A 23,884-nucleotide genomic window follows, 5' to 3' on the forward strand; every position below is an offset into this window, starting at 1 on the left:
GAAACGGGAGCCGGCCTCAGGCATCTTGCGCGAGCAGCTTGCGTATGGGCGCGGGCAGGCCCAGTCCGGGCCAGGCATCGGGGCCGAACCAGGCGCCCGGCCGTTCTTCCGACACCATGGCCTTGGGCAGGGCCTGGCCGGCGCCAAAGCCCACCACCCACGGCGACAGGTACAAATCCTTGTGGGTCAGCACGTGGACAAACTGCGGCAGCGGATCGAGCCGTGATTGCAGTGAAGCCGGCAGCACCGCCTTGAGTTCGTCATCGCTGTCGAACACGGGCAGGCAATACAGCCCGCCCCAGACACCCCGGCCCGGGCGTCTTTCCAGCCACACGGAACCGTCGGGCCGCTGCGCCCACAACAGGCTCAGGCCCTGGGCGCTGCGCTTGAGCTTGCGAGTCTTGACGGGGTATTTTCCAGGGTCGCCCTCGGCGAAACCGCGGCACAGTTTCTGGACGGGGCACAGCAGGCACTGCGGCTGGCGCCCGGCGCAGATCGAGGCCCCCAGGTCCATCAGCCCCTGGGTGTAGCGCGGCATGGTTTCGGAAAGGTTTCGCCTGGGCAGCAGTTCCGTCGCCAGGCTCCACAAGGCTTTTTCATTGGCGCTTTGGGCCAGGTCGGCGGAAAAACCCAGCACCCGCGTGAGCACCCGCTTGACGTTGCCGTCCAGGATCGCGACACGCTCGCCGAAACAAAAAGAGGCAATCGCGGCCGCCGTCGAGCGGCCTATGCCGGGCAGGGTCTGGAGCTGCTCCGCCGTGCCCGGAAATTGCCCGCCGTGCAGGGCCACCACGTCTTTTGCGCAGCGGTGCAGGTTGCGCGCACGGCTGTAGTAGCCCAACCCGCTCCACAGGCCCAGCACTTCGTCTTCGCTCGCGGCGGCCAGTTGGGCGACCGTGGGGAAGCGCTGCAGGAATCGCGCGTAGTAATCGAGCACGGTCGCGACCTGGGTCTGCTGCAGCATGATTTCGGACAGCCACACGCGATAGGGATCGCGCGTGTTCTGCCAGGGCAGGCTGTTGCGCCCGTGAGTACTTTGCCAGCGGACGATTTCCGCGGAAAAACCGGCAGGCAAGGCTCAGGCTGCCTCGGGCAAGGCCGTATTACTGGCGGCCACGGCGGCGCCCTGCGCCTTGTCCTGCGCCGAGGGGCCGCCCATCAGGTGCGCGGTCAGCTCAGTGAGTTTGGTGTCCAGTTCATTGAGCACACCCTCCTGCTCGTCGATCTCGGCGATGCGCTCGTCCAGGCCCGATGCGGCCTGCTGGATACGCTCAATCGCCTCCAGCCTGCGCCCGAAATTGCGGCGCCGCTCGCGCAGCTGGGCGTCCAGCTGCGAAGCCGCCGATTTGTTCCAGAGCTCGACCTCGCCCAGCGCGGTTTCATAGACCACGCGCAGGCGCGTGGCCAGCGCGCGCACCAGGCGTTCGGAAAAGTCCGCCTGTGACAGCTTGATCACATTGCCGAGCCCGAGGTACTGCAGGTGGCTGCGCTCTATCTGCTCGAGGTCGTGTTCGTAGCGGATCAACTCAGGCTCCTTGGGCGCCTGCAGCGAGAAGCTGAATTCGGAGTTGAGCTGGCGAAAGGAAGCGGTCAGCATGGACTGGATTTCGCCGCTCAGGACCTGGGATTTCTGCAGGCCCTCGCGCAGGCGCGAGAAGGTCTGCCCGTAGGCTTTTTTGACGCCCAGCTTGATGCCCGGCTGCTTCAGCGCGTTCGTGAGCTCGGCCAGTTCGGCCTTGAGGGTGGGCGTGCTGAGCAGGTTGAACAGGTCACGCAGCATCTTGAGGTGCACCGAGCGCACCGCGTGGATCTTGGAGCCGCTGGTGTCGAACTCGGCCTGCTCCTGTTCGATGCGGCTGCGCATGTGCTTGATCACCGAAACGTTTTTGCCGCGCAGGCCGCGCAACTCGATCATCTGCTCGGCCAGGTCGCGCCGGCGTATGTGCATGGCGCGTCCGGCCTCCGTCCTGAGCTCGCCGATGCCGGCGGCCACCGCCGAGCGCAGGATTTTCTGGCGCTGGCCCATCACGCCCTGGCCCAGCGCCAGTTCAAGCGCCGGCAGGTTGCTGGATTCGAGCAACGGCTTGTCGCGGGTCACCTTCGCCACCAGGCCCTTCTGGGCGGAGACGGGAATGACCTGGGTCTCGGGCAAGCCCAGGATTTCGGCCGAGGTCGCGCGTTGCCGGTCGATCTGGGCCTTGACCTGCTCGGGGGTGCTCAGCGCGTCCCAGAGCGTATCTATCTTGTTGAGCACCACCAGGCGCGCGTCGCTACCGTCGCCCTCGGTGATCAGGTGCTCGCGCCAGATCGACAGGTCGGACTTGGTGACGCCGGTGTCGGCCGCCAGGATGAACACCACGGCATGCGCCTGGGGAATCAGGCTCACGGTCAGCTCGGGTTCCGCGCCTATGGCGTTCAGGCCGGGCGTATCGAGGATCACCAGGCCCTGCTTGAGCAGCGGATGCGCGATATTGATGAGCGCGTGGCGCCACTTGGGCACTTCGATCAGGCCGTCGGAGCCGGCCAGGGGGTTGTCGTCAGGGCTGTTGTCATGCCAGAAGCCGAGCGCGCGTGCTTCGTCCTTGGTGACGTGCCGCACTTCGGCGACTTTTTCCAGGGCCTGGGCCAGCTGCGCGGGATCGTTAACGTCCAGGTCCAGCCGGGTCCACTTTTCGGGCGCCGAGCGCCATTCCATCAACGCCTGTTTCTGCAGCCGCGTCTCTATGGGCAGCAGGCGCAGGCAGGGCGGCACGTCCGCGTCGTAGCCGAGTTCGGTCGGGCACATGGTGGTGCGGCCGGCGCTTGCCGGCATGATGCGGCGGCCGTAGCCGGCGAAAAAGATCGCATTGATCAGTTCGGACTTGCCGCGCGAGAATTCCGCCACAAAAGCCACCATGACCTTGTCGGAACGCACCTGCGACTCCAGCCGCTGCAGTCGCTCCTCGACGGCCGCGTCGAGCAGGTCATGGTCTTTCATCCACTCAGCAAGCAGCTTCAGGCGAAGCGCAAATTCGCGCCGCCACTGGCCATGCTGGTCAAATTGTTCGTTAAAAGACATCGGTCTTCCGTTAAGTGTGGTCGGTCAATATAGCATCGCAGCCCCGAAAGGCCTATTGGCGCGACTACGGACCCGGCTTCAAGGTTTTTGGCAGGTTGCGCAATAAAAAGTGGAGCGCTGGCCCTGCCGTATGCTTTTGACGGGTGCGGCGCAGACCCGGCAGGGCTGGCCGGCCCGGTCGTAAACCATGGCCTCCAGCTGGAAATAGCCCGATTCGCCCCAGGCATTCGAGAAGTCCCGTAAGGTGCTGCCGCCCTTTGTAACAGCCTGCGCCAGCACCTGGCGTATGGCCGCGTGAAGCAGCGCCGCGCGCGGCTTGCTGATGCGGCTGGCCCGCGTGGTAGGACGAATGCCCGCCAGGAACAGGGCCTCGGAGGCGTAAATATTGCCGACGCCCACCACCGCTTCCCCGCCCAGCAGCACCTGTTTGATGGGCGTCTGCCGCAGTTTGAGCGCCCGGTGAAAGCCGGCCGCGTCGAAAGCCTCGCTGAGCGGCTCCACGCCCAGGCGGCCCAGCAGCTTTTGCGCGGCCGGGGAATTTTCATCGCTGGCATAAACCACCGCACCAAAACGGCGCGGATCGTTGAGCCTCAGGGTTCCCAGGCTGGTGACCATCTCGAAGTGGTCGTGCTTGCCCGGCGCGGGAAAGCCGATGCCAAAACTCACGCTGCCGGACATGCCCAGGTGAATCAGCAGCAGGCCCTCGCTCAGGTCCACCAGCAGGTATTTGCCGCGCCGGCGAACCGCCAGTACCTGCCGGCCCGCAAGCTGGCGCGGCTGGCAGCCCAGCGGCCAGCGCAGGGGCTTACCCATCTCGATGCGCTCTATGCGCGCCCCCGTGATGCGGTCCGCAAAGCTCAGGCGGGTGACTTCGACTTCCGGCAGTTCAGGCATAGGTTTTGCAGCTGGGGGCGCCGGTCCACGGGCGCAAGGTGATCGACGGCAGCGCGGGGCCGGCACAAAAGCTTTCATGACGGCCGGGTAAAGCGGGAGCGCCGCGAGGGAGCATCAATTATCATGGTTCGATGAAGAAAAAAACTGGCCTTGCCGGCCTTGCCCTCAGCGGCTTGTGGTTTGTCGTCCCCCTGGCGCTGGCACAGACCGACGCGCCTGTGTCCGCAGCCCCCGCCACGCTGGGCGAAGCCAAGGCAGTGCAGGAGGCTGCGCCGTCTTCCCTTCTGGACAGCGCGCTGTTCTACCAGTTGCTGGTCGGCGAAATGACCCTGCAGGACGGCGAGCCCGCAGCGGGCTTCGCCCTCATGCTGGACGCTGCCCGGAAGACCGGCGACGCGCAGCTTTACCAGCGCGCCACCGACATCGCCCTGCAGTCGCGCTCGGGCGACGCCGCCTTGCAGTCGGCACGCGCCTGGAAGCAGGACCAGCCGACCTCACGCGAGGCCAATCGCTATGTGCTGCAGATCCTGGTGGCGCTCAACCGGATCGCCGACACGGTGGAGCCGCTGCAAACCGAAATCAGGCTGGCCCCGGATGTGGAACGGCCCGCCGTCCTGGCCGCGGTGCCGCGCGTCTATGCCCGTGTAGGGGACAAAAAACAGGCCAGCACCGTGGTGGAAGAAGCGCTTGCCGACTACCTGGGTGCACCCGCCACCGCTGGCGCCGCCTGGACGGCGGTGGGCCGCATGCGCCTGGCCGCCGGCGACACCAAGGGAGCGCTGGCAGCCGCCAGGCGCGGCCAGGCCGCCGCCCCGCGTGCCGAGGGCCCGGCCCTGGTGGCGCTCGAGTTGATGGACCCCAAGATGCCCGAAGCCGAAGGCGTGGTCCGCGGCTATTTCGAAGGCAATCCCAAGGCCCTGCCCGAAATCAGGATGGGTTATGCCCGGGCCCTGCTGGATGCCCAGCGTTATGCCGAGGCCTCCGCCCAGTTGCAAATCGTGACGCGCGACAAACCCGACATGCCCGAAGGCTGGCTGGTGCTGGGCTCCCTGCAACTGCAGGACAACCAGCTGGCGCAGGCGCAAAGCTCGCTGGAGCGCTACGTCGGCCTGGCGCAGCAGCAGACGTCCGAGGGCGAACGCAACCGCGGCCTGGCCCAGGCCTATTTGTCGCTCTCGCAACTGGCGGAAAAGCGCAAGGATTACGCCGCGGCGGAAAGCTGGCTCGCCAAGATCGACAATCCCTCCGACCTGGCGCTGGCGCAAACCCGGCGCGCGTCCATCCTGGCCAGCCAGGGCAAGCTCGATGAGGGCCGCCAGCTGATCCGCAAGCTGCCCGAGCGCAATGCATCCGAGGCCAGGGTGAAGCTCAATGCCGAGGTGTCCCTGCTGCGCGAATTCAAGCAGTACCAGCTGGCCCACGACGTGCTTGCGCAGGCCCTGGTCAAGGCGCCGGACGAAACCGAGCTGCTCTACGACCAGGCCATGATGGCCGAAAAGCTGGGCAAGCTCGACGAAATGGAAAGCCTGCTGCGCAAGGTCATCCAGCTCAAGCCGGACTACCACCACGCCTACAACGCCCTGGGCTACTCGCTCGCTGATCGCAGTGTGCGGCTGCCCGAGGCGCGCGACTTGATCCGCAAGGCGCTGGAATTCGCCCCCTCCGACCCGTTTATCGGCGACAGCCTGGGCTGGGTGGAGTTCCGCATGGGCAACAACGCCGAAGCCGTGAGAATTTTCGAGGCGGCCTACAAGGCCAAGCCCGATGCCGAGATCGCGGCGCATTTCGGCGAAGTGCTGTGGGCCATGGGTCAGCGCGACCGCGCCATCGCCATCTGGAAGGAAGGCCGGCTGCTCAACCCCGAGAACGAAACACTGCTCGAGACGCTCAAGCGCCTGCGCGTGAAGCTGTAATCCGGAACACCGACCTTGCCGCTCACCCTCTCTACGCGCCTGGCCCGGCTGGCCCTTGTTTTTGCGGGCTTTTTCACGGCACTTTTCCTGGCCGGCTGCGCGCAAACGCCCCGGGCCACGGCCCAGGACGGGCTCAAGAACGAATTCTGGACCGGCCGCATCAGCCTGCAGGTGCAGAGCGAGCCTGTTCAGTCTTTCTCGGCCAGTTTCGAACTCAGGGGCGGGCCTGAACGCGGTGAGCTTTCGCTGGTCAGCCCCCTGGGCAATGTGCTGGGCGTGCTGCGCTGGGCGTCCGGCGAAGCGCTGCTGGATTCGGGCAATGGCAAGGTCCAGCGCTTTGCCTCCGTCGACGAGTTGATGGCCCAGGCCACGGGCGCGGCCGTGCCGCTGGGTGCGCTGTTTGCCTGGCTGCGGGGCGACAATGCCGCCGCCAGCGGTTGGTCGGCCGACCTCTCGCGTTACCAGGACGGCCGCATTTCGGCCAAAAGGTCCCAGCCTGCGCCGCAGGCCGACCTGCGCGTTGTGCTCGACCAATAGCCACCCCGCCCTCGCATCGGCTTTCGTGTTTTTATGACTTCAAGCGCTTCCGCCTCCAGCACTACACCCCCGCTCAAGGCCCTCTATGACGTGCCGGCGCCCGCCAAGCTCAACCTTTTTTTGCACATCACCGGGCGCAGACCCGACGGCTACCACCTGCTGCAGTCCGTTTTCATGCTGATCGACTGGTGTGACACCCTGCACTTTGAACTGCGCACCGACGGCCGGATCAGCCGCGAAGACCTGGAAGCCGACGGCCAGGCGGCCGAGGCCCTGCCCGCGGACGACCTGGCGGTACGCGCCGCCAGGGCGCTGCAAGCCGCCTGCGGCACCTCGCTGGGCGTGCACATCGGCCTGCAAAAAAGTATTCCCTCGCAGGCCGGCATGGGCGGTGGCTCCTCGGACGCGGCCAGCTGCCTGCTGGCGTTGCAACGCTTGTGGGGCGTGCGCCTGACGCCCCAAAAACTGCAAGCCCTCGCACTCTCGCTGGGCGCCGACGTGCCTTTTTTCCTCTCGGGAGGCCATGCCTGGGTGGAGGGCATAGGCGAGAAAATCACGCCCCTGGCCCTGCCGTCGGCCCATTTTCTGGTGCTCAAGCCGGCCGCCGGGTTGCCCACCCAAGGTATTTTCAGCGCCCCAGGGCTCAAACGCGACACAGAAACTGCTACAATCCAAGGCTTTGCTGCAAATGCTGAAGGCCAGTCGAAATCGTTTGATTTCGGATTCGGCCGCAACGACTTGCAGCCGGTAGCGCAGGAGATGTGCCCGCAGATAGGCCAATCGCTCGATTGGCTCAAAAGCAGACATCTTCAAGGGCGCATGACCGGCTCCGGAAGTGCTGTATTTGCGCAACTGCCGCATGAAGCAGATTTGCCGGATACCTCAGGATTGCCCGAGGGCTGGAAAGTCCGCAAATGCGGTAATTTGGAAGCGCATCCCCTGGCCGGTTGGTAAAATAGCCGCTCTCGAAATGTGTTTCCAAGCGACCATAAATGAACAAGTTATAGGTCTGTTGTTGGCAACAACAACTGTCCTGTGTAGGGGTGTCGCCAAGCTGGTTAAGGCACCGGATTTTGATTCCGGCATTCGCAGGTTCGAATCCTTCCACCCCTGCCAAATTTAAGACTGCGGGCCACAGCCCCGGTGTTGCGGACCCGCCCGGAGCGGGCCCGCGTGACTCCTGACAGACCCGCATGATGTGTATCAGCGGGTCTGTGTGTTTTTGGAAACACGCCAGGCAAGCGGCGCTCACTGCCAAGCCCCCTTGCAACGTGTTGTCCCCGTGCGTATTTTGCTTCGATCAGAAATTTCAGCCACGTTCAAGTCCTTGTAGCAGCTGGGCCCCACATGCAAACGCACCACCCCGATTTCATGGTTTTTACCGGCAATGCCAATCCGAGCATGGCCTCCGAGATTGCCCAGAACCTGGGTATTTCGCTGGGCGCGGCCCATGTGGGACGTTTTTCGGATGGTGAAGTCACCGTCGAGATCCAGCAGAACGTGCGGGCTCGCGATGTGTTCGTGGTGCAGTCGACCTGCGCGCCGACCAACGACAACCTGATGGAATTGCTGATCATGGTCGACGCGCTGAAACGGGCTTCGGCCGAGCGCATCGCCGCGGTGATCCCGTATTTCGGCTACGCGCGGCAGGACCGCCGCCCGCGTTCGGCGCGTGTGCCCATCACGGCCAAGGTGGTGGCCAACATGCTGCAGGCCGTGGGCGTGTCGCGTGTCCTGACGATGGACCTGCATGCCGACCAGATACAGGGCTTTTTCGACATTCCGGTCGACAATATTTATGCGTCGCCGGTGCTGCTGGGCGACTTGCGGCAGAAAAATTACGCCGACCTGATGGTCGTCTCGCCCGACGTGGGCGGCGTGGTGCGCGCCCGGGCGCTGGCCAAGCAGCTGGGTTGCGACATGGCCATCATCGACAAACGCCGCCCCAAGGCGAACGTGTCGGAAGTGATGCACGTGATCGGCGACATCGAAGGCCGCAACTGCGTGATCATGGACGACATGATCGACACGGCCGGCACGCTGGTCAAGGCGGCCGAGGTGCTCAAGGAGCGCGGCGCCAAGAAGGTTTATGCCTATTGCACGCATCCGATTTTTTCGGGTCCGGCCATAGACCGTATCGCCAAGGGCGACGCGCTCGATGAAGTGGTGATCACCAACACCATTCCGCTGAGCCCGAATGCCGAAGGCTGCAAGAAGATTCGCCAGCTCTCCGTGGCGCCGCTGATCGCTGAAACCATACAGCGCATCGCCAAGGGAGAGTCGGTCATGAGTTTGTTTTCGGACCAGGACAACCTGTTCTGATCTGAAACAAAAAGCGGCTGCTTCGCCCGCGAGGTCCAGGGACCTCACCGGGCTGTGCAGCTTTTTAAAGTCGGGGTGAGCTGGTCGCGGCCTGCCCTTTTTGGAGAAGATTATGAAATTCGTCGCTTTTGAGCGCGCAAAGCAGGGCACGGGTGCGAGCCGCCGTCTCCGCATCACGGGCCGCACGCCCGGTATTGTTTACGGTGGCGCCAAGGAACCCACGCTGATCGAAATCGATCACAACGCGTTGTTCCACGCCATCAAGAAAGAAGCGTTCCATGCTTCCATCCTCGAGATGGAACTGGGTGGCAAAGAACAAAAAGTTCTGCTGCGCGACCTGCAAATGCACCCGTACAAGCAGCAGATCCTGCACATCGACTTCCAGCGCGTTGAAGCCAAGACCAAGATGACCGTCAAGGTGCCCGTGCACTACAGCGGTGAAGAAGAGTCCCCGGCCGTCAAGACCGAGAACTGCCTGGTCAACCACGTGATCACCGAGCTGACCGTCTCCTGCTTCCCGGCCGACATCCCTGAATTCATCGCCGTCGACCTGAAGGGCCTGAAGAAGGGCTCGCCGCTGCACATCAAGGACATCACGCTGCCAAAGGGTGTGAAATTTGTCGCCAAGGGCCAGGACAACCCGGTTCTGGTGTCCGTGTCCGCCGTTTCCGACGAAGCCGAGGCCGATGCCGCAGCAGCCGCTGCCGCTGCCGCACCGGTGGACCCGAAAGCTGCCAAGGCCGCCGCCGCCAAGGAAGCCAAAGCCGGCGCCAAGGCTGACGCCGCCAAGCCTGCCGCCAAGAAGTAATCCACTTCGCGCGCAGGCCTGAAAAGGCCCACGGCCCTTGTCCTTTTGCGGGACAAGGGCCGTTTTTCTTGGCCGCCCACCCCTGGCGAGGCGTCGCAGGCGCGCCCCCTAGAATTGGGCGATGGAAATTTCCGCATGATCAAATTATTTGTTGGCCTGGGCAACCCCGGCCCTGAATACGAAGCCACGCGCCACAACGCCGGTTTCTGGTGGATAGACGCCCTCTCGCGCGAACTCAAGGCGCCGCTCAGCCTGGATAAGAGCTACCACGGCCAGGTGGCCCGCATCACGGTGAACGGCCAGAACGTCTGGCTGCTCAAGCCGCTGACCTTTATGAACGTATCGGGCAAGTCAGTCGCGGCGCTGGCCCGGTTCTTCAAGGTCGCGCCCGAAGAAGTGCTGGTGGCGCACGATGAAATGGACATCGTGCCTGGGCAGGTCAAGCTCAAGTTCGGCGGCAGCCATGCCGGCCACAACGGCCTGCGCGACATTCATGCGCAGCTGGGCACGCCCGACTATTGGCGCCTGCGCATAGGCGTGGGCCACCCGGGCGTGAAAGCCGAAGTGGTCAACTGGGTGCTGAAAAAGCCCTCGGCCGAACACCGTATCGCCATTGAAGACTGCATCGCGCGCTGCCTCAAGGCCGTGCCGGAGCTGCTCAAGGGCGAGATGGAAAAGGCCACGATGATGATCCACACCAGCACGCCGCCGCGGCCCAAGCCGCCGCGCAAGCCCGTCGAGCCCGAATCCGAAGACTGAGGGGCCAGGCCCTACCGGCCTAGCGGGCCGCGATGATGGGAATGACGGCCTGCAGGCGCTGGTATTTTTCCCACAGGGTTTCCCGCGTTTCGATGTGCTGCGGGTTGATGGGAATGCAGGCCACGGGGCAGACCTGCACGCACTGCGGTTCGTCGAAATGGCCCACGCATTCGGTGCATTTGTGCGGGTCGATCTCGTAGATCTCCTTGCCCAGGTAGATCGCCTGGTTGGGGCATTCGGGCTCGCAGACGTCGCAGTTGATGCACTCGTCGGTGATCATCAAGGCCATATTCAGCCCCCCTTGCCTGCTTTGGCGCCCTGGTGCGCGGCCGCCAGGGCCGCCGCCACCGCCGGGCTCACCATCTGGGCGACGTCGCCGCCCAGCTTGCTGACCTCGCGCACCAGCGTGCTGCTGATGCACTGCAGCGGCGCGTCGGGCAGCAGGAACACGGTTTCCACCTGCGGGCGCAGCTTGCGGTTCATGGCCGCCATCTGGGCTTCGTAGTCGAAGTCTGTCAGGTTGCGTATGCCGCGCACCACGGCCGAGGCCTTTTGTTCCGCGCAAAAATCCATGATCAGGCCGTCAAAGGGCAGCACGCTCACGCCGGCAATGCCCTCCGTCGCAGCCTTCACCTGCGCCACGCGCTGCTCCAGCGTGAACAAGGTTTTCTTGTGGTGGGCCACGGCCACGGCGATGACGAGCCGGTCGAACAGCCCCGCCGCGCGGCGCACCACGTCGTCATGGCCCAGCGTGAAGGGGTCAAACGTGCCGGAATAGACAGCGATGCGGGGGGTAGCCATAGGGGGAATTATGCCCGCCCCCGCCTTTTCCCCGGTGTGGGCAGCACTGTAACCACGAGGCAGGCAAGGCCGCGGGATTCAGGCCGCCCCGGCCAGCAAATGAAAATGCACGGCGCCGGCCTTGCCGCTGCGGTGCACCCGCAAGCCCAGCGGCTGCAATTCCTCGTCACTCCAGGGCTTGGGTGCCTCCAGGTAGACCAGGCCGGTCGGGCCTATGGCCCGCGCGGCGGCCTGCAGCGCGGATTCGAAAAGCGTGGATTCAAAGGGCGGGTCCAGCAGCACCAGTTGCAGGCTGCCTGGGGCAACGCGCTTCAAGGCGCTCAGCCCATCCCCGCGCTCGATGTGGCACATGTCGGCCTTGAGCCTGGCCTGCACCGCCTTGAGCTGCAGTGCCAGGGCCGGGTCTTGCTCGCATAGCAGCACGTCGGCCGCGCCGCGCGAGGCGGCCTCAAAGCCCAGTGCGCCCGTGCCGGCGAACACGTCCATGCAGCGCCAGCCCGTCAAGTCCTGGCCCAGCCAGTTGAACAGCGTTTCGCGCACGCGGTCGGGCGTGGGGCGCAGGCCGGGCTTGCTGGGCACCGGCAGCTTGCTGCGCTTGTACAGGCCGCCAATGATGCGGATTTCGCCGGGGGGTACGGTCTTGCGGCCCACCACCTTGCCGCCCTTGGGGCGCGGGGCCTTGTCGGCGGAGGGGGCGTTGGATGCGGGGGTGTATTTCATGGCGCGGCGCCCAGGATCAGCGTCACCATTTTCTCGGGCTGCAGCTTGCGCGCGAAGGCCGCCTTGATGTCGGCCACCGTCACCTTGTCCACCTGCTGCGTCCAGGTGTCCAGGTAATCGAGCGGCAGGCCGTTCCAGGCAATGCTCGCGATGTTGTCCAGCAGTTTGCGGTTGCTGTCGATGCGCAGCGCAAACCCGCCGACCAGGTTGTCCTTGGCGGCCTTCAGTTCTGCCTCGGTGGGGCCCTTGGCGACAAAGTCCTTGACCACCTCGCGCACCAGCGCCACCGCCCGGCCGGCCTGGTCGGGCCGCGTCTGCAGGCCGACGGTGAAGCTGCCGGCATGCAGGCCGGGAGAGAAATAGCTGTAAACGCCGTAAGTCAGCCCCCGACTTTCACGCACTTCCCGCGTCAGGCGCGAGGCAAAACCGCCGCCGCCCAGGATGTAGTTGCCGACGGTCAGCGCGAAATAGTCCGGGTCGTCGCGCTTGAAGCCGGGCTGGCCCATCAGCACGTGGGCCTGCGCCGAATCAAAGGGGATGCGTTTTTCCTCGGCCTGGGCCAGAGGCGCCACCTCGGGCACCTGCGGCATGGGCGGCAGGCTGGCGCAAGGCACCTGCGGCAGGCGCGACAGCAGGCGCGCGGCGATCGCATCGGCCTGCGCGCGCGTCACCGCGCCCACCATGCTGACACGGGCGCGGCAGGCCACCACGCCGGCATTGTAAAAAGCACGCATGTCGGCGATGCTGATACGCGCCAGCGTGGCTTCGGTCACCTCATAGCCGTAGGGGTGCGTGCCGTACACCGCCTTCGCGTAGGCGCGGGCAATGATGCTGCCGGGCCGGGTGTAAGACTCCTTGAGCGATGCCACCATGCGCTCGCGTTCGCGCTGCCAGATGGCGTTCGGGAAGGACGGCTGCGCGATCTGGCGCGCCGCGAGCGCCACGGCCTTGTCGAGCAGTTCTGGATCGGTCAGTGTCCGCAGCGAAAACCCCAGGCGCTCACCGGTGGCGCTGGCGCCGAACTGCGCGCCCAGGTCGGCCCAGGCCTCGCTGAGCGCATTCTCGTCCATGGCGGGTTCGCCATTTTTGGCGTCCAGGCCTTTGTCCAGCATGGTCATGGTCATGCTCGCCAGGCCCGCCTGGGCGGCCGGGTCGCGCCGGGTGCCGGCGTCGAAATCGACCTGCACATCGAGCATGGCGATGGCCGGGCTTTCGACCAGGTAAACCTGCGCGCCGCCGGGCTGCGCCCATTGCTGGATGGGGATGGCCGCGCCGGCCGTTGCCTGCAGGCACAGGCATATAAAGCCGGCAGCCCAGAGAGGAAGAGGGCTGTTGGCCCTGTATTTGGTGGCGATTGTCATGGGGATTCGGGTTATCGGGTTCAGGAGCCGTCGCCATGGCGAATCGGGAGCGCCGGCTTGCGGGGTTTGCGGTTGGGGTCGGCGGGCTGCGGTAACAAGGTAACCATCGTCATCTGGTCGTCGCCGAAGTATTTGGCGGCCACCGCCTGCACTTCGGCGGCCGTGACGCGGCGCAGGCCGGCAATCACGCGTTCGCTGCCATCGAGCGGCAGGCCCTGTATCCAGTTGGAGCCCAGCTCGCGCGCCTGGCTGAACACGGAGTCGAGCTTGTAAATCTCGCTGGCCACCCATTGGGTCTTGACGCGCTTGAGTTCCGCCTCGCTCACGCCTTCGCGCGCGACCAGGGCGACTTCCCGGCGCAAGGCCTCGGCCACCTGCTGCGTGGTCTTGCCGTCGGCGGGAACGCCGTCAAGCACAAACAGCTGCGGCCCGCGCCCCATGAGGCCGTTGGAGGCCCCCGCGCCGTCGGACACCCTGTTGTCGCCCTGCCCCAGCGCGCGCTCCAGGCGCGCGCCGCCATAGCCGTCGAGCACCGCGGCCAGCACGGTCAGGGCCAGGGCGTCGCGGCTGCCCGCCGCCGTCGGCGAGGCCGGTGCACCGGCGACCGGATCCAGGAGGTCGGCCGGCTCCAGCTTGGGCACCTTGAAGGACATGCTCACGTAAGCCTGACTGGCCGGGGCCTTGTAGTCCAGGCGACGCGGGCCGTCCTGCTCGGGCTCGGTGCGGGGCTTGCGCTCGGGCACAGGCCTGGCCGGAATGCCGCCGTAGTATTTTTCGGCCAGTTTCCGGACCTGGGCGATTTCCACGTCGCCCGCCACCACCACGGCCGCGTTGGCCGGCACATACCAGCGCCGGTAGAAATCGCGCGCGTCGGCCGCCGTCATGGCGTCCAGGTCGCTCATCCAGCCAACGACGGGGCGCCGGTAAGGCGAGGTGATGAAGGTCACGGCCGCACCCTGCTCGTAGAGCATGGCGCGCGGCGAATCCTCGGTGCGCAGGCGGCGCTCCTCCTTGACCACCTCGATCTCGCGCTTGAACTCCTCGTCGGGCCACTGCATGTGGGCAAAGCGGTCGGCCTCCAGCCGCATCACATCCTCCAGTTTGGCAGCGGGGATCTGCTGGTGGTAGCCGGTGTAGTCACGGGTGGTAAAGGCATTGTCGCGCCCGCCCAGCGCGGCAACCCGTTTGGCAAAATCGCCGGGTTTCACCGTGGCTGTGCCCTTGAACATCATGTGCTCCAGCGCATGGGCCACACCCGAGGTACCGTCCACTTCGTCCATGGAGCCTACCCGCACCCACAGCATGTGGGCCGCCGTGGGCGCGCGGTGGTCGGGTTTGACAATCACCGTGAGGCCGTTGGCTAACGTGAATTTCTCCACCACCGGCGCCGGAGCGGGCGCCTGGGCAAAAGCGGCGGCCCCCAGGCACAGCGCCACCAGGACGGCGGCCGGGGCACGGCGAAGGCGGAAAACGGGGCGGGAAAGGGGTACTGGGGAGGCCAAAAGGGTTTGTCTGGGGTGTTTCATAGAATAGCTGGGTGGCGCCGCACGTTGCCCCGCAACGGTGCAACAGCCCACTAGGACTCCGCAAGCATACCCAATGTTCAGTTTTTTCAAGAAAAAATCCCCCCCTCCCGCCGCCGTACCGTCCACGGCGCCGCCTGCGCCGGCTGCAGACGCTGCGCCTGCGTCGACACCTGCCGGGGGAGGATTGATAGGCAGCGCGCTGGTCACCCCCATCGCCATGCCGGCCCCCGGCGCCACCCCGCCGGAACGCGAGCGCTGGCTCAACAAGTTGCAGGCCGGCCTGCGCAAAACCGGCTCCAGCATTTCAACGGTGTTCACCGGCAGCCGCATCGACGATGCGCTTTACGAAGACCTTGAAACCGCGCTGCTGATGGCCGACGCCGGCACCAAGGCCACCGAACACCTGCTGGCCGACGTCAAGCGCCGCGTGCGCGAAGGCGGCATGACCCACCCCGTCGCCGTCAAGAACGCGCTGGTCGACTCGATTGCGCAACTGCTCAAACCGCTGGAGCAGCCGCTGGTGATAGGCCAGTACCAACCCACCGTGATCATGGTCACCGGCGTGAACGGCGCCGGCAAGACCACCTCCATCGGCAAGCTCACGCGCCACCTGGCGAGCGAAGGCGCCTCGGTGCTGCTCGCGGCGGCCGACACCTTTCGCGCGGCGGCGCGCGAGCAGCTCAGCGTCTGGGCCGACCGCAACACCGTCGAGATCGTGAGCCAGGAAGGGGGCGATCCGGCCGCCGTGAGCTTTGACGCCGTGAGCGCCGGCAAGGCGCGCGGCAAGGATGTGGTGCTGGTCGACACCGCCGGCCGCCTGCCCACGCAGCTGCACCTCATGGAAGAGCTGCGCAAGATCAAGCGCGTGGTGCAAAAGGCGGATGCCACAGCCCCGCATGAGGTCTTGCTCGTGATTGATGGAAACACCGGCCAGAACGCCCTGGCCCAGGTCAAGGCCTTTGACGACACGCTGCAGCTGACCGGCCTTATCGTGACCAAGCTGGACGGCACGGCCAAGGGCGGCGTGCTGGCGGCCATTGCGCTGTGGGCCCGCGAACGCGCGCTGGCCTCGCCGGCGCTGCGCCCCGTCTCGGTGTACTTCATCGGCGTGGGCGAGCAACTCGAAGACCTGGAAACCTTTAACGCGCGCGAATTCGCGCAGGCCCTGCTGGGCTAAGCGCTTCCTTCAGGCTTCAGGCACCACCCAGGCGCAACAGCAGCACCGCGGCCACCACAAAGGCCACGATAAACACGGTCTCGGTAACCAGCATCGCCACCGGCTTCCAGCCCAGCTTGAGCAGGTCCTCAAAGCTGGTCTTGACACCCGCGGCCGCGATGGCGGTGACCAGCATCCAGCGCGAGGCATCGCCGGCCAGCTGAACCAGAGGCGGGCTGATGAGGCCGGCGCTGGCCAGCATCACCAGCACGACAAAGGCCAGCAAAAAGCCCGGCACCAGCGGCACCTCGGTTTCCGGCACCTTCACGGCCGGATGCTTGCGGTACATCACGGCCACCGCCAGCACCACCGGCATCAGCATCATGACGCGGAACAGCTTGACCACCGTCGCCGTGTCGCCGGCCTGCGGCCCCAGCATCATACCGGCCGCCACCACCTGCGCCACGTCGTGGATGGAGCCGCCCAGCACGATGCCGGCCTGGCCCGGCAGCAGGCCTATGGCCTGCAGGCTGAAGGGATAGACCACCATGGCCAGCGTCGACAGCACCGTGACACCCACGACGGCCAGCAGCGTGAAACGCTCGTTCTCTTTGGTCTGCGGCAGCACCGAAGACACCGCCAGCGCCGCCGACGCCCCGCAAATGGCTACAGCGCTGCCCGAGAGCAGGCCTTCATCGCGCGAGCACTTGAGCCAGCGCGCCAGCAGCACGCCCAGCCCTATCGTGAGCAGCACCGCCAGCACAATGACCGCCGCGGTCTCCAGGCCCAGCTGGGCCACCTGCGAGAAAGTGATGCGCGCGCCCAGCAAGGCCACACCGACACGCAGCACCACACGGCCGCAAAAACCTATGCCCTTGGCCGCCTGCGGATGGCTGTGGAGAAAGTGAAAGGCCAGCCCTATAAGCAGCGCGTACAGCAGTTGCGGCCCGCCGTAATGCTCGGACACAAAGGTGGCCGCCAGCGCAATCACCATGCATACCAGCACACCCGGGAAGTACGAAGTCAAGGAGGCCAGTTGCGAGCGCCATGTGTGAATCATCGGAACCCAATAAAAATTTCAAAAAAATTGCGAAGCGGAGCACCCGCCTCATGAGCGCTTGTCATGGAGTTTGAGCACGCCTTCGAGCAGGGCGGTACCGGCAGGGCTGCCGGCCACCAGCATCCGGCTCTCCAGCAGCGGCAGGCCGTCCATCGCCCGCATCACGGCGCCGGCTTCGCGCAGCAGCACCGCGCCGGCCGCGGCGTCCCAGGCACCCATGCCGCGCTCCCAGAAGGCGTCTACCCTGCCGGCCGCCACATAGGCCAGCTCCAGCGCCATCGCGCCGCTGCGGCGCACCTGGCCGAAGGTTTTCAGCACGCGGCCGAATTCGGCGAGGTAGTCGTCCATGAAGGGTGCACCGGGTTTGGGAAACACCGTGGCCACCAGGCACTGGCCCGGCAGGCGCGGGCCGGCGCAGGTGATGGCCTGCCCGTTCAGCCGCGCGCCCAGCCCGGCCGCAGCGGTAAAGACTTCATCGCGCGAAGGATCGACGATCACGCCCAGCACCGGCTCACGGCCCACGCAAAGGGCGATGGCCACCGCGTACTGCGGGTAGCCGCGCGCGAAGTTGGCCGTGCCGTCTATCGGGTCCACCAGCCAGGTGGGCTCGTCCGTCAACTCGCCGCCGCCCTCCTCGCCGACAAAGCGGCCCTGCGGCAAGGCATGCTGCAGGGCTTCCTGCAGGTCCTCCTCCACTTCACGGTCAAAGCGCGTGACCCAATCGCCGGGCGCTTTCTGGCTGACGTCGGCCGGTTTCAGGCCGGCCTGGGCCTGCTGGATGCGGGCGGCCGCTTCCATGCCGGCCAGCCTGGCCTTCTCGAGTAAAAAAACAAGGTCCATGCTCAGGCTCTCTTGGACAGCACACTGACGTAGTCGTGCGCCTGGGTGTTGATGGTCGACACGCGGTATTCCACCGGCTTGTCGCCAAAGGTCAGCGCCAGCCGGTGCACTTCCATCACCGGCGCGCCGGCCGCCACGCCCAGCACGCGGGCCGTGGTTTTGTCGGCCGCCGCCGCGCGCGCGCGCTCCTGCGCGCGCAGCACGGTGATGCCGAAGTCGGTCTGGTACAGCGCGTAAATCGTGCTGGGCCTTTCGACAAAGCGCTTTTCGGTGAGGTTGCGAAACAGCGCCGCCGAGATGGCCAGCCTGTCATGCATCACCACGCGGCCGCGCAGCGCGAGCCGGTTCTCGGCCCTGAACACCGGCTCGCCGGCCTTGATGCGCAAGGCGGCGGCCTCGGCTTCCGTCGCCCGCTCACGCGCGAAGGCGATGCAATCGATCTCGGGGTAGTCGCGCTCGCGCGCCTCATCGTCGTCGCCGAAATTCCAGCGCGGCTCCACATGGAAAAACTGGAACATGAAACGGGCATTGGTGTGCGGCGCCACAAACGTGCCCTTGCCCTGGCGGCGCAGCAGCACGTGCTCGTGCACCAGCTCGTCCACCGCATGGCGCAGGGTCCCCACGCTGACCTGCAGGCCCGTGGCGATTTCAGCCTCGCTGGGCAGGGGTTTACCCGGACCGTAGTGACCGGCTTCAATGAGTTTTTGCAGCTCCCGTTTGACCTGGCGGTACAGCGGCATGGTGTCCCCGCCCGCCAGCGGGCGCAGGGATATGGGTCTGTTTTTCACGTTCACGGCCGCCATTGAAACACCGATGGCCGGGTCGTACAAGTCATATATATGAGTAAATTGACAAGGTGCCGGCCCTCCATAAAACTGGCGGCTCGATTCAACCCAGCCCCTTGATGGAGAACCCATGATTCATTTTGTATTGCATGACGCCAAAGACACCGTGGCCGTCGTGGTGGTGGAAGGTGTAAAGGCCGGAACCGCCATGACCGGCTGGATCATGGACGAGGACCGCATGATCAATGTGCAGGCCCAGCAGGACATCCCCATCGGCCACAAGGTGGCGCTCAAGGACATGGCCGTCGGCGATACGGTGCTCAAGTACGGAATCGACATGGGCAAGGTCGTCGCCAACATCAAGGCGGGCCAGCATGCGCACGTGCACAACATCAAAACAAAAAGATGGTAGTTGATGGCCTGTCTGGCTACTGCGCGGGCGGGATGCTGCGTTGCAAATCCTCGCCGGGCAGCAGCCCGGCTGCGGTTTGCGCCTTGCCTGCCGCCCGCTCGCTACGCCATCCAAACCATCAACTCAGAAAACTTTAAAAGGACTTCCCATGTCAGTGATTAATAAAGACACCACATTCCTGGGCTATCGCCGCGAGAACGGCCGCGTCGGCGTGCGCAACCACGTCATCATCCTGCCGCTGGACGACCTGTCCAACGCGGCGGCCGAGGCCGTGGCCCACAACATCAAGGGCTGCATGGCGATTCCGCACCCTTACGGCCGGCTGCAGTTCGGCGCCGACCTGGAGCTGCACTTCCGCACGCTGATAGGCGCGGGCTGCAACCCCAACGTCGCGGCGGTGGTGGTGATAGGCATTGAAGACGGCTGGACCAAAAAAGTCGTCGACGGCATCGCGACCACCGGCAAGCCGGTGGTGGGCTTCGGCATCGAGGGCCACGGCGACCACGAGACCATCATGAAGGCCTCCAGGGCGGCGCGCGAGTATGTGCAGTGGGCCAGCGAAAAGCAGCGCGAGGTCTGCGGCATCTCCGAACTCTGGGTCTCCACCAAATGCGGCGAGTCCGACACCACGTCGGGTTGCGGCGCCAATCCCACGGTGGGCAACGCTTTCGACAAGCTGCACCCGCTGGGCAACTACCTGTGCTTCGGCGAAACCTCGGAAATCACCGGCGGCGAAAAAATCGTGGCCGACCGCTGCGCCAACGACGCGGTGCGCGAGCGCTTCATGTTCATGTTCAACCGCTACCAGGACATGATCAACCGCCACAAGACCAGCGACCTGTCCGACTCGCAACCCACCAAGGGCAATATCGCCGGGGGCCTGACGACCATCGAGGAAAAAGCCCTGGGCAACATCCAGAAGATCGGCAAGGTCTGCACGGTGGACGGCGTCATCGACAAGGCCGAAATGCCCACGCACCCGGGCCTGTGGTTCATGGACTCGTCCAGCGCCGCCGCCGAGATGGTGACCTTGTGCGCAGCCTCGGGTTACGCCGTGCACTTCTTCCCCACGGGCCAGGGCAATGTGATCGGCAACGCCATCGTCCCGGTGATCAAGATCTGCTCCAACCCGCGCACCGTGCGCCTGATGAGCGAACACATCGACGTGGACACCTCGGGCCTGCTGCAGCGCGAGATCACGCTGGACCAGGCCGGCGACAAGCTGCTGGAGAACATGCTGCGCACGGCCAATGGCCGCCTGACCGCGGCGGAAGCGCTGGGCCACCGTGAGTTCGTGCTGACGCGCCTGTTTGAATCAGCCTAGAGCGGAGGACGCATGGCGCGCATAGTCATCTGCGAGTTCATGGACGAGCGCGCCGTGGCGCGGCTTGGGGCGGCGCACGAGGTGCTCTACGACCCGCAGCTGGTGGGCGATGGCGCCCGCCTGCGGGCCGAGGCGGCAACGGCCGATGCGCTGGTCGTGCGCAACCTGACCCAGGTGCGCGGCGAACTGCTGGCCGCGCTCACGCGCTGCAAGGTGGTGGGCCGGCTGGGCGTGGGCCTGGACAACATTGACGTCCCGGCCTGCGAGGCCCGGGGCATCAAGGTCATCCCCGCCACCGGCGCCAATGCGCTCAGCGTGGCCGAATACGTGATCGCCAGCACCATGCTGCTGCTGCGCGGCGCCTTTGCCTCCAGCGCGGCGGTGGCCGCCGGCCAGTGGCCGCGGGCGGCGCTGGGCAACGGGCGCGAGACCGCCGGGCAGACGCTGGGCATCATAGGTTTCGGCTCCATAGGCCAGACCACGGCGCGCCTGGCGATCGGCCTGGGCATGCGGGTCATCGCGCACGATGCGATGCTGCCGCCCGACGCGCCCGTGTTCGCGCAGTCCGGCGTCCGGCCTGTGGGACTTGATGAACTCGTGCGCAATGCCGACGCCGTCACGCTGCATATCCCCCTGCTCGACAGCACGCGCGGCCTCTTCAATGCGGCCCGCATCGCCGAAATGAAAAAAAATGCGGTGCTGATCAATACCTCGCGCGGCTACATCGTCGACATCGATGCTGTCGCCGCCGCGTTACGTGCCGGCCGCCTGGGCGGGGCGGCGATCGATGTGTTCGATCTTGAACCCCTGCCTGTAAGTCCTTTGTTGCAGGATTGCCCCAATCTGTTGCTAACCCCCCACATCTCAGGTGTCAGCGCGCAGTCGAATGCGCGTGTATCTGTAATGATCGCCGACAAGGTTCTGGAAAGTTTTTTGTAAATGGCGCATCTGACTCTTGAAGAAGCTCGTCGCCTGGCAACGCAGGCGCTGCGCGAAGCCGGCGCCGCCGAGGCCATGGCCGATGCCACGGCAAAAGCATTGGTTCGCGCCGACGCGCAAGGCCTCGCCTCGCATGGGTTGAGCCGCGTGCCGCAATACGCCACCCATCTTCGCAACGGCCGCGCCGACGGTCAGGCCGTCGCCGTTGTGTCGCATAAAAAAGGCGCTGCCGTGCTGGTGGATGCGAAGCAGGGGCTCGCTTTTCCGGCCTGTGACCTGGCCATCGCCACGGCCATCACCACGGCGCGCGAGATGGGTGTGTGTTTTGTCGGCATCACCAACAGCCACCACTGCGGCGTGTTGATAGACCACCTGCGTGCCGCGGCCGATGCCGGTCTGGTGGGCCTGGGTTTCGCCAACGCGCCGGCGGCCATGCCGGCGGCCGGCGGCAAACACCCGGTGTTCGGAACCAACCCCCTGGCCGCGATCTTTCCGCGCCGCGACGCCGACCCGCTGATGATCGACCTCTCGCTCAGCGAGGTTGCGCGCGGCAAGGTCATGCTGGCCGCCAAGGAAGGCAAGCCGATTCCGCTGGGCTGGGCGCTGGACACCGAAGGCCGGCCGACCACCGACGCGCAGGCGGCGCTCGAAGGCTCCATGCTGCCGCTGGGCGCGGTGAGCAGCCCCAAGGGCTCCATGCTGGCACTGGTCGTGGAACTGCTTGTCACTGCCGTGATAGGCGCGCGCTTTTCTTTTGAGGCATCCTCCTTTTTTGTCGATGAAGGCAACCAGCCGCGCCTAGGCCAGGCCTTTATCCTGATAGACCCAGGCGCCCTGGCCGGCGCCGACAGCTATTTTGAGCGCATGGAAACCCTGATCGCCGAAATGCTGCAGGACGACGGCGTGCGCCTGGCCGGCGCGCGGCGCATCGCGCTGGAAGCCAAGGCACAGCAGGCGGGGATCACCATCCCCGATGCGCTCAAAGCTCAATTGGATCAGTTAATCAGTGAGGGATCTGTCGTTTAGTTAAAACTCAAGGAGATTGGCATGAAGCGTCGTGACATCGTATTGGCATCAGCAGGTGCAGCCCTGACGGGCGTTCCGGGCCTGGGGCTGGCCCAACAGACCTTTCCCAAGCCGGGCAGCACCATCAAGTATGTGGTTCCGTTTACGCCCGGCGGACTGACCGACATGATGGCCCGCACGGTTGCCCAAAAGCTCTCCGAAGCGTGGAAGACCTCGGTAATTGTCGAAAACAAGGCCGGCGGAAACGCGCAGATCGGCGCCGAGCAGGTCGCCAAATCAGCGCCCGACGGCAATACGCTGCTGGCCATCACGTTGACGCATGCTGCGAACGTGTCCCTGTATCCCAATGCGGCTTACAGCTTCACCAAAGACCTGCGTCCGGTCGCCCTGCTGGCCAGTTCGCCGATGCTGGTCGTTGTCCCCACCGCCAGTCCCATCAAGGATTTCAAGGACCTGATGGCGGTGTCCAAAACCAAGCAGCTGAGCGCGGGCTCGAGCGGCAACGGCACACCGGCGCACCTGACTATGGCTTTGTTCAACGAACTGAACAAAACGAAGATGATCCATGTACCCTACCGCGGTGGTGCGCCATCGATGGTCGACCTGATCGGTGGCCAGTTGGACGTGGTCTTTTCCAACTATCCGGAATCGATCGCTCACGTCAAAGGTGGCAAGCTGCGCGCGATCGCCATCTGCAGCCTGGGCCGGCACCCGGGGGTGCCTGATGTTCCGACCGCCCTGGAAGCGGGCATGCCGGGTCTCTTTGTCGAAAACTGGACAGGCGCCATGCTCCCGGCAAAAACACCGGATGACATCGTGGACAAATTCTCGCGCGAGATGATCAAGATCATGTACAGCGCCGAAGTGGAAGAGCGCGCCAAGCAGCAAGGCTTTCGTGTCTCGCAAAAGGGTTCGGACGAGTTCGGACGCTTCCTGAAAAGCGAAATAGACCGCTGGAGCCGGATTATCAAGACCGCGAAAATCACCCCGACCTGATGTCGCCCGGGCGCCGTGCCCGGCTTTGTAAAACACCGCGGCTGTATTAAAGTGGGAGAAAAAAGGCGCTGATTGCGCCTTTTTTCCCAAAGGAGACAGACATGGACAATACGGCGCACACACACGACACCCCCGACACCCCCGACACTGCCGGCGCACCGGCCGAACCCCGCAAAGTCGACCAGTTGCTCGCGCACTACGGCGAAAGCCACCAGAACCCGCGCAACGAGCTGATCCACTTCATCGCCATTCCCCTCATCATGCTGAGCCTGGTCGGCATGCTGTTTGCGCTGCATCCCTATGTGGCCTATGCCTTTGTCGCGGCCAGCATGGTGTACTACGCCCGGCTGTCCGCGGTGTTCTTCGTGAGCATGGCGCTGTGGTCGGTGCTGTTCATGGCCCTGGTGTTCGCCATGGGGCCGCTGGTGTTGCCGCTTAGCATCGCCATTTTTGTGGGCGCCTGGATCCTGCAATTCATAGGCCACAAGATCGAAGGCAAAAAGCCCTCGTTTTTCGAAGACATCCAGTACCTCTGGGTCGGCCCGCTGTTTGTGCTGAGCAAACTGTTCGGCAAGCTGGGCATACGCTGGTGATGCATCCAGCTTGAAAAAGCGCCCTTCGCCTCTAGATGCGAGGTTTAAACCTTT

Annotated in this window: 24 protein-coding genes and 1 tRNA gene; 14 read left to right on the forward strand and 11 right to left on the reverse strand. The window is 65.1% G+C overall.

The window, feature by feature from the left end; translation table 11 throughout:
• Positions 1–16: 16 nt before the first annotated feature.
• The 3 genes from mutY to mutM all read right to left on the reverse strand — a co-directional run bounded on the left by mutY (position 17) and on the right by mutM (position 3,952).
• A complete protein-coding gene (gene mutY / locus PMI15_RS01365) occupies positions 17–1,075 on the reverse strand; it encodes an A/G-specific adenine glycosylase (protein ID WP_007862835.1) in 1,059 nt (352 codons plus the stop codon).
• 3 nt (positions 1,076–1,078) lie between these two features.
• Positions 1,079–3,058, reverse strand: coding sequence for a dynamin family protein (locus tag PMI15_RS01370; protein WP_007862836.1), 1,980 nt, complete (start codon positions 3,056–3,058; stop codon positions 1,079–1,081).
• 78 nt (positions 3,059–3,136) lie between these two features.
• Positions 3,137–3,952 carry a bifunctional DNA-formamidopyrimidine glycosylase/DNA-(apurinic or apyrimidinic site) lyase gene (mutM, locus tag PMI15_RS01375; protein ID WP_007862837.1) on the reverse strand — a complete coding sequence of 272 codons (816 nt, stop codon included), beginning with the start codon at positions 3,950–3,952 and terminating at the stop codon, positions 3,137–3,139.
• 131 nt (positions 3,953–4,083) lie between these two features.
• Here mutM and PMI15_RS01380 point away from each other — a divergent pair, with 131 nt between their 5' ends.
• From PMI15_RS01380 to pth, 7 genes are all read left to right on the forward strand, one after another.
• Positions 4,084–5,865: a tetratricopeptide repeat protein gene (locus tag PMI15_RS01380; protein WP_007862840.1), complete on the forward strand. Its 1,782-nt coding sequence runs from the start codon at positions 4,084–4,086 to the stop codon at positions 5,863–5,865.
• Positions 5,866–5,880: 15 nt separating this feature from the next.
• On the forward strand, positions 5,881–6,402 hold the full coding sequence (locus PMI15_RS01385; RefSeq protein ID WP_007862843.1) for an outer membrane lipoprotein LolB: 522 nt from the start codon (positions 5,881–5,883) through the stop codon (positions 6,400–6,402).
• Between the two features lie 33 nt (positions 6,403–6,435).
• Positions 6,436–7,356, forward strand: coding sequence for a 4-(cytidine 5'-diphospho)-2-C-methyl-D-erythritol kinase (ispE, locus tag PMI15_RS01390; RefSeq protein ID WP_007862845.1), 921 nt, complete (start codon positions 6,436–6,438; stop codon positions 7,354–7,356).
• An 85-nt stretch (positions 7,357–7,441) separates the two neighbouring features.
• Positions 7,442–7,518 (forward strand) — tRNA-Gln (locus PMI15_RS01395).
• A gap of 231 nt (positions 7,519–7,749) precedes the next feature.
• Positions 7,750–8,724 carry a ribose-phosphate pyrophosphokinase gene (locus tag PMI15_RS01400; protein ID WP_007862847.1) on the forward strand — a complete coding sequence of 325 codons (975 nt, stop codon included), beginning with the start codon at positions 7,750–7,752 and terminating at the stop codon, positions 8,722–8,724.
• Between the two features lie 112 nt (positions 8,725–8,836).
• Positions 8,837–9,532 (forward strand): 50S ribosomal protein L25/general stress protein Ctc, encoded by a 696-nt coding sequence (locus PMI15_RS01405; protein WP_007862849.1) that lies wholly within the window; start codon positions 8,837–8,839, stop codon positions 9,530–9,532.
• 135 nt (positions 9,533–9,667) lie between these two features.
• Entirely contained in the window at positions 9,668–10,291 is a 624-nt protein-coding gene (pth, locus tag PMI15_RS01410; protein ID WP_007862851.1) for an aminoacyl-tRNA hydrolase, read from the forward strand.
• 19 nt (positions 10,292–10,310) lie between these two features.
• On the opposite strand, the gene PMI15_RS01415 is transcribed toward pth, so the two are convergent.
• The 5 genes from PMI15_RS01415 to PMI15_RS01435 form a co-directional block, all read right to left on the reverse strand.
• Positions 10,311–10,580 (reverse strand): YfhL family 4Fe-4S dicluster ferredoxin, encoded by a 270-nt coding sequence (locus PMI15_RS01415; protein WP_007862853.1) that lies wholly within the window; start codon positions 10,578–10,580, stop codon positions 10,311–10,313.
• Positions 10,581–10,582: 2 nt separating this feature from the next.
• Entirely contained in the window at positions 10,583–11,092 is a 510-nt protein-coding gene (coaD, locus tag PMI15_RS01420; protein WP_007862854.1) for a pantetheine-phosphate adenylyltransferase, read from the reverse strand.
• 78 nt (positions 11,093–11,170) lie between these two features.
• Complete coding sequence (gene rsmD, locus PMI15_RS01425) at positions 11,171–11,812, reverse strand: 16S rRNA (guanine(966)-N(2))-methyltransferase RsmD (protein ID WP_007862855.1); 642 nt, start codon at positions 11,810–11,812, stop codon at positions 11,171–11,173.
• Entirely contained in the window at positions 11,809–13,173 is a 1,365-nt protein-coding gene (locus tag PMI15_RS01430) for a pitrilysin family protein (RefSeq protein ID WP_007862857.1), read from the reverse strand. The genes rsmD and PMI15_RS01430 overlap by 4 nt, the downstream gene beginning before the upstream one ends.
• Positions 13,174–13,193: 20 nt before the next feature.
• On the reverse strand, positions 13,194–14,699 hold the full coding sequence (locus PMI15_RS01435) for a pitrilysin family protein (RefSeq protein ID WP_007862859.1): 1,506 nt from the start codon (positions 14,697–14,699) through the stop codon (positions 13,194–13,196).
• Positions 14,700–14,772: 73 nt separating this feature from the next.
• On the opposite strand from PMI15_RS01435, the gene ftsY reads away from it, so the two are divergent.
• Positions 14,773–15,876 (forward strand): signal recognition particle-docking protein FtsY, encoded by a 1,104-nt coding sequence (gene ftsY, locus PMI15_RS01440; protein ID WP_007862862.1) that lies wholly within the window; start codon positions 14,773–14,775, stop codon positions 15,874–15,876.
• 16 nt (positions 15,877–15,892) lie between these two features.
• Here the strand turns inward: ftsY and PMI15_RS01445 are convergent, their stop codons facing one another.
• From PMI15_RS01445 to PMI15_RS01455, 3 genes are read right to left on the reverse strand one after another with little or no spacing between them, the layout of a single operon-like run.
• Entirely contained in the window at positions 15,893–16,915 is a 1,023-nt protein-coding gene (locus PMI15_RS01445) for a YeiH family protein (protein WP_007862863.1), read from the reverse strand.
• A gap of 48 nt (positions 16,916–16,963) precedes the next feature.
• The gene (locus tag PMI15_RS01450) at positions 16,964–17,755 is read right to left on the reverse strand and encodes an inositol monophosphatase family protein (RefSeq protein ID WP_007862866.1); all 792 of its coding nucleotides are present in this window, start codon (positions 17,753–17,755) and stop codon (positions 16,964–16,966) included.
• A 2-nt stretch (positions 17,756–17,757) separates the two neighbouring features.
• Positions 17,758–18,543 (reverse strand): GntR family transcriptional regulator, encoded by a 786-nt coding sequence (locus PMI15_RS01455; protein WP_238541057.1) that lies wholly within the window; start codon positions 18,541–18,543, stop codon positions 17,758–17,760.
• A gap of 127 nt (positions 18,544–18,670) precedes the next feature.
• Between PMI15_RS01455 and PMI15_RS01460 the strand changes: the two genes are divergently transcribed.
• From PMI15_RS01460 to PMI15_RS01485, 6 genes are all read left to right on the forward strand, one after another.
• Positions 18,671–18,952, forward strand: coding sequence for a UxaA family hydrolase (locus PMI15_RS01460; RefSeq protein WP_007862870.1), 282 nt, complete (start codon positions 18,671–18,673; stop codon positions 18,950–18,952).
• Positions 18,953–19,100: 148 nt separating this feature from the next.
• Positions 19,101–20,276 (forward strand): UxaA family hydrolase, encoded by a 1,176-nt coding sequence (locus tag PMI15_RS01465; protein WP_007862871.1) that lies wholly within the window; start codon positions 19,101–19,103, stop codon positions 20,274–20,276.
• Between the two features lie 12 nt (positions 20,277–20,288).
• The gene (locus PMI15_RS01470) at positions 20,289–21,215 is read left to right on the forward strand and encodes a hydroxyacid dehydrogenase (protein WP_007862879.1); all 927 of its coding nucleotides are present in this window, start codon (positions 20,289–20,291) and stop codon (positions 21,213–21,215) included.
• Positions 21,216–22,241 carry an Ldh family oxidoreductase gene (locus PMI15_RS01475; protein WP_007862890.1) on the forward strand — a complete coding sequence of 342 codons (1,026 nt, stop codon included), beginning with the start codon at positions 21,216–21,218 and terminating at the stop codon, positions 22,239–22,241.
• A gap of 21 nt (positions 22,242–22,262) precedes the next feature.
• Positions 22,263–23,237, forward strand: a complete 975-nt coding sequence (locus PMI15_RS01480) for a tripartite tricarboxylate transporter substrate binding protein (protein ID WP_007862892.1) — start codon at positions 22,263–22,265, stop codon at positions 23,235–23,237.
• Between the two features lie 101 nt (positions 23,238–23,338).
• Positions 23,339–23,830 (forward strand): DUF962 domain-containing protein, encoded by a 492-nt coding sequence (locus tag PMI15_RS01485; protein WP_007862894.1) that lies wholly within the window; start codon positions 23,339–23,341, stop codon positions 23,828–23,830.
• Positions 23,831–23,884: the final 54 nt, after the last annotated feature.

Origin of the sequence: Polaromonas sp. CF318 (assembly GCF_000282655.1) — a bacterium.
Classification (GTDB): domain Bacteria; phylum Pseudomonadota; class Gammaproteobacteria; order Burkholderiales; family Burkholderiaceae_C; genus Polaromonas.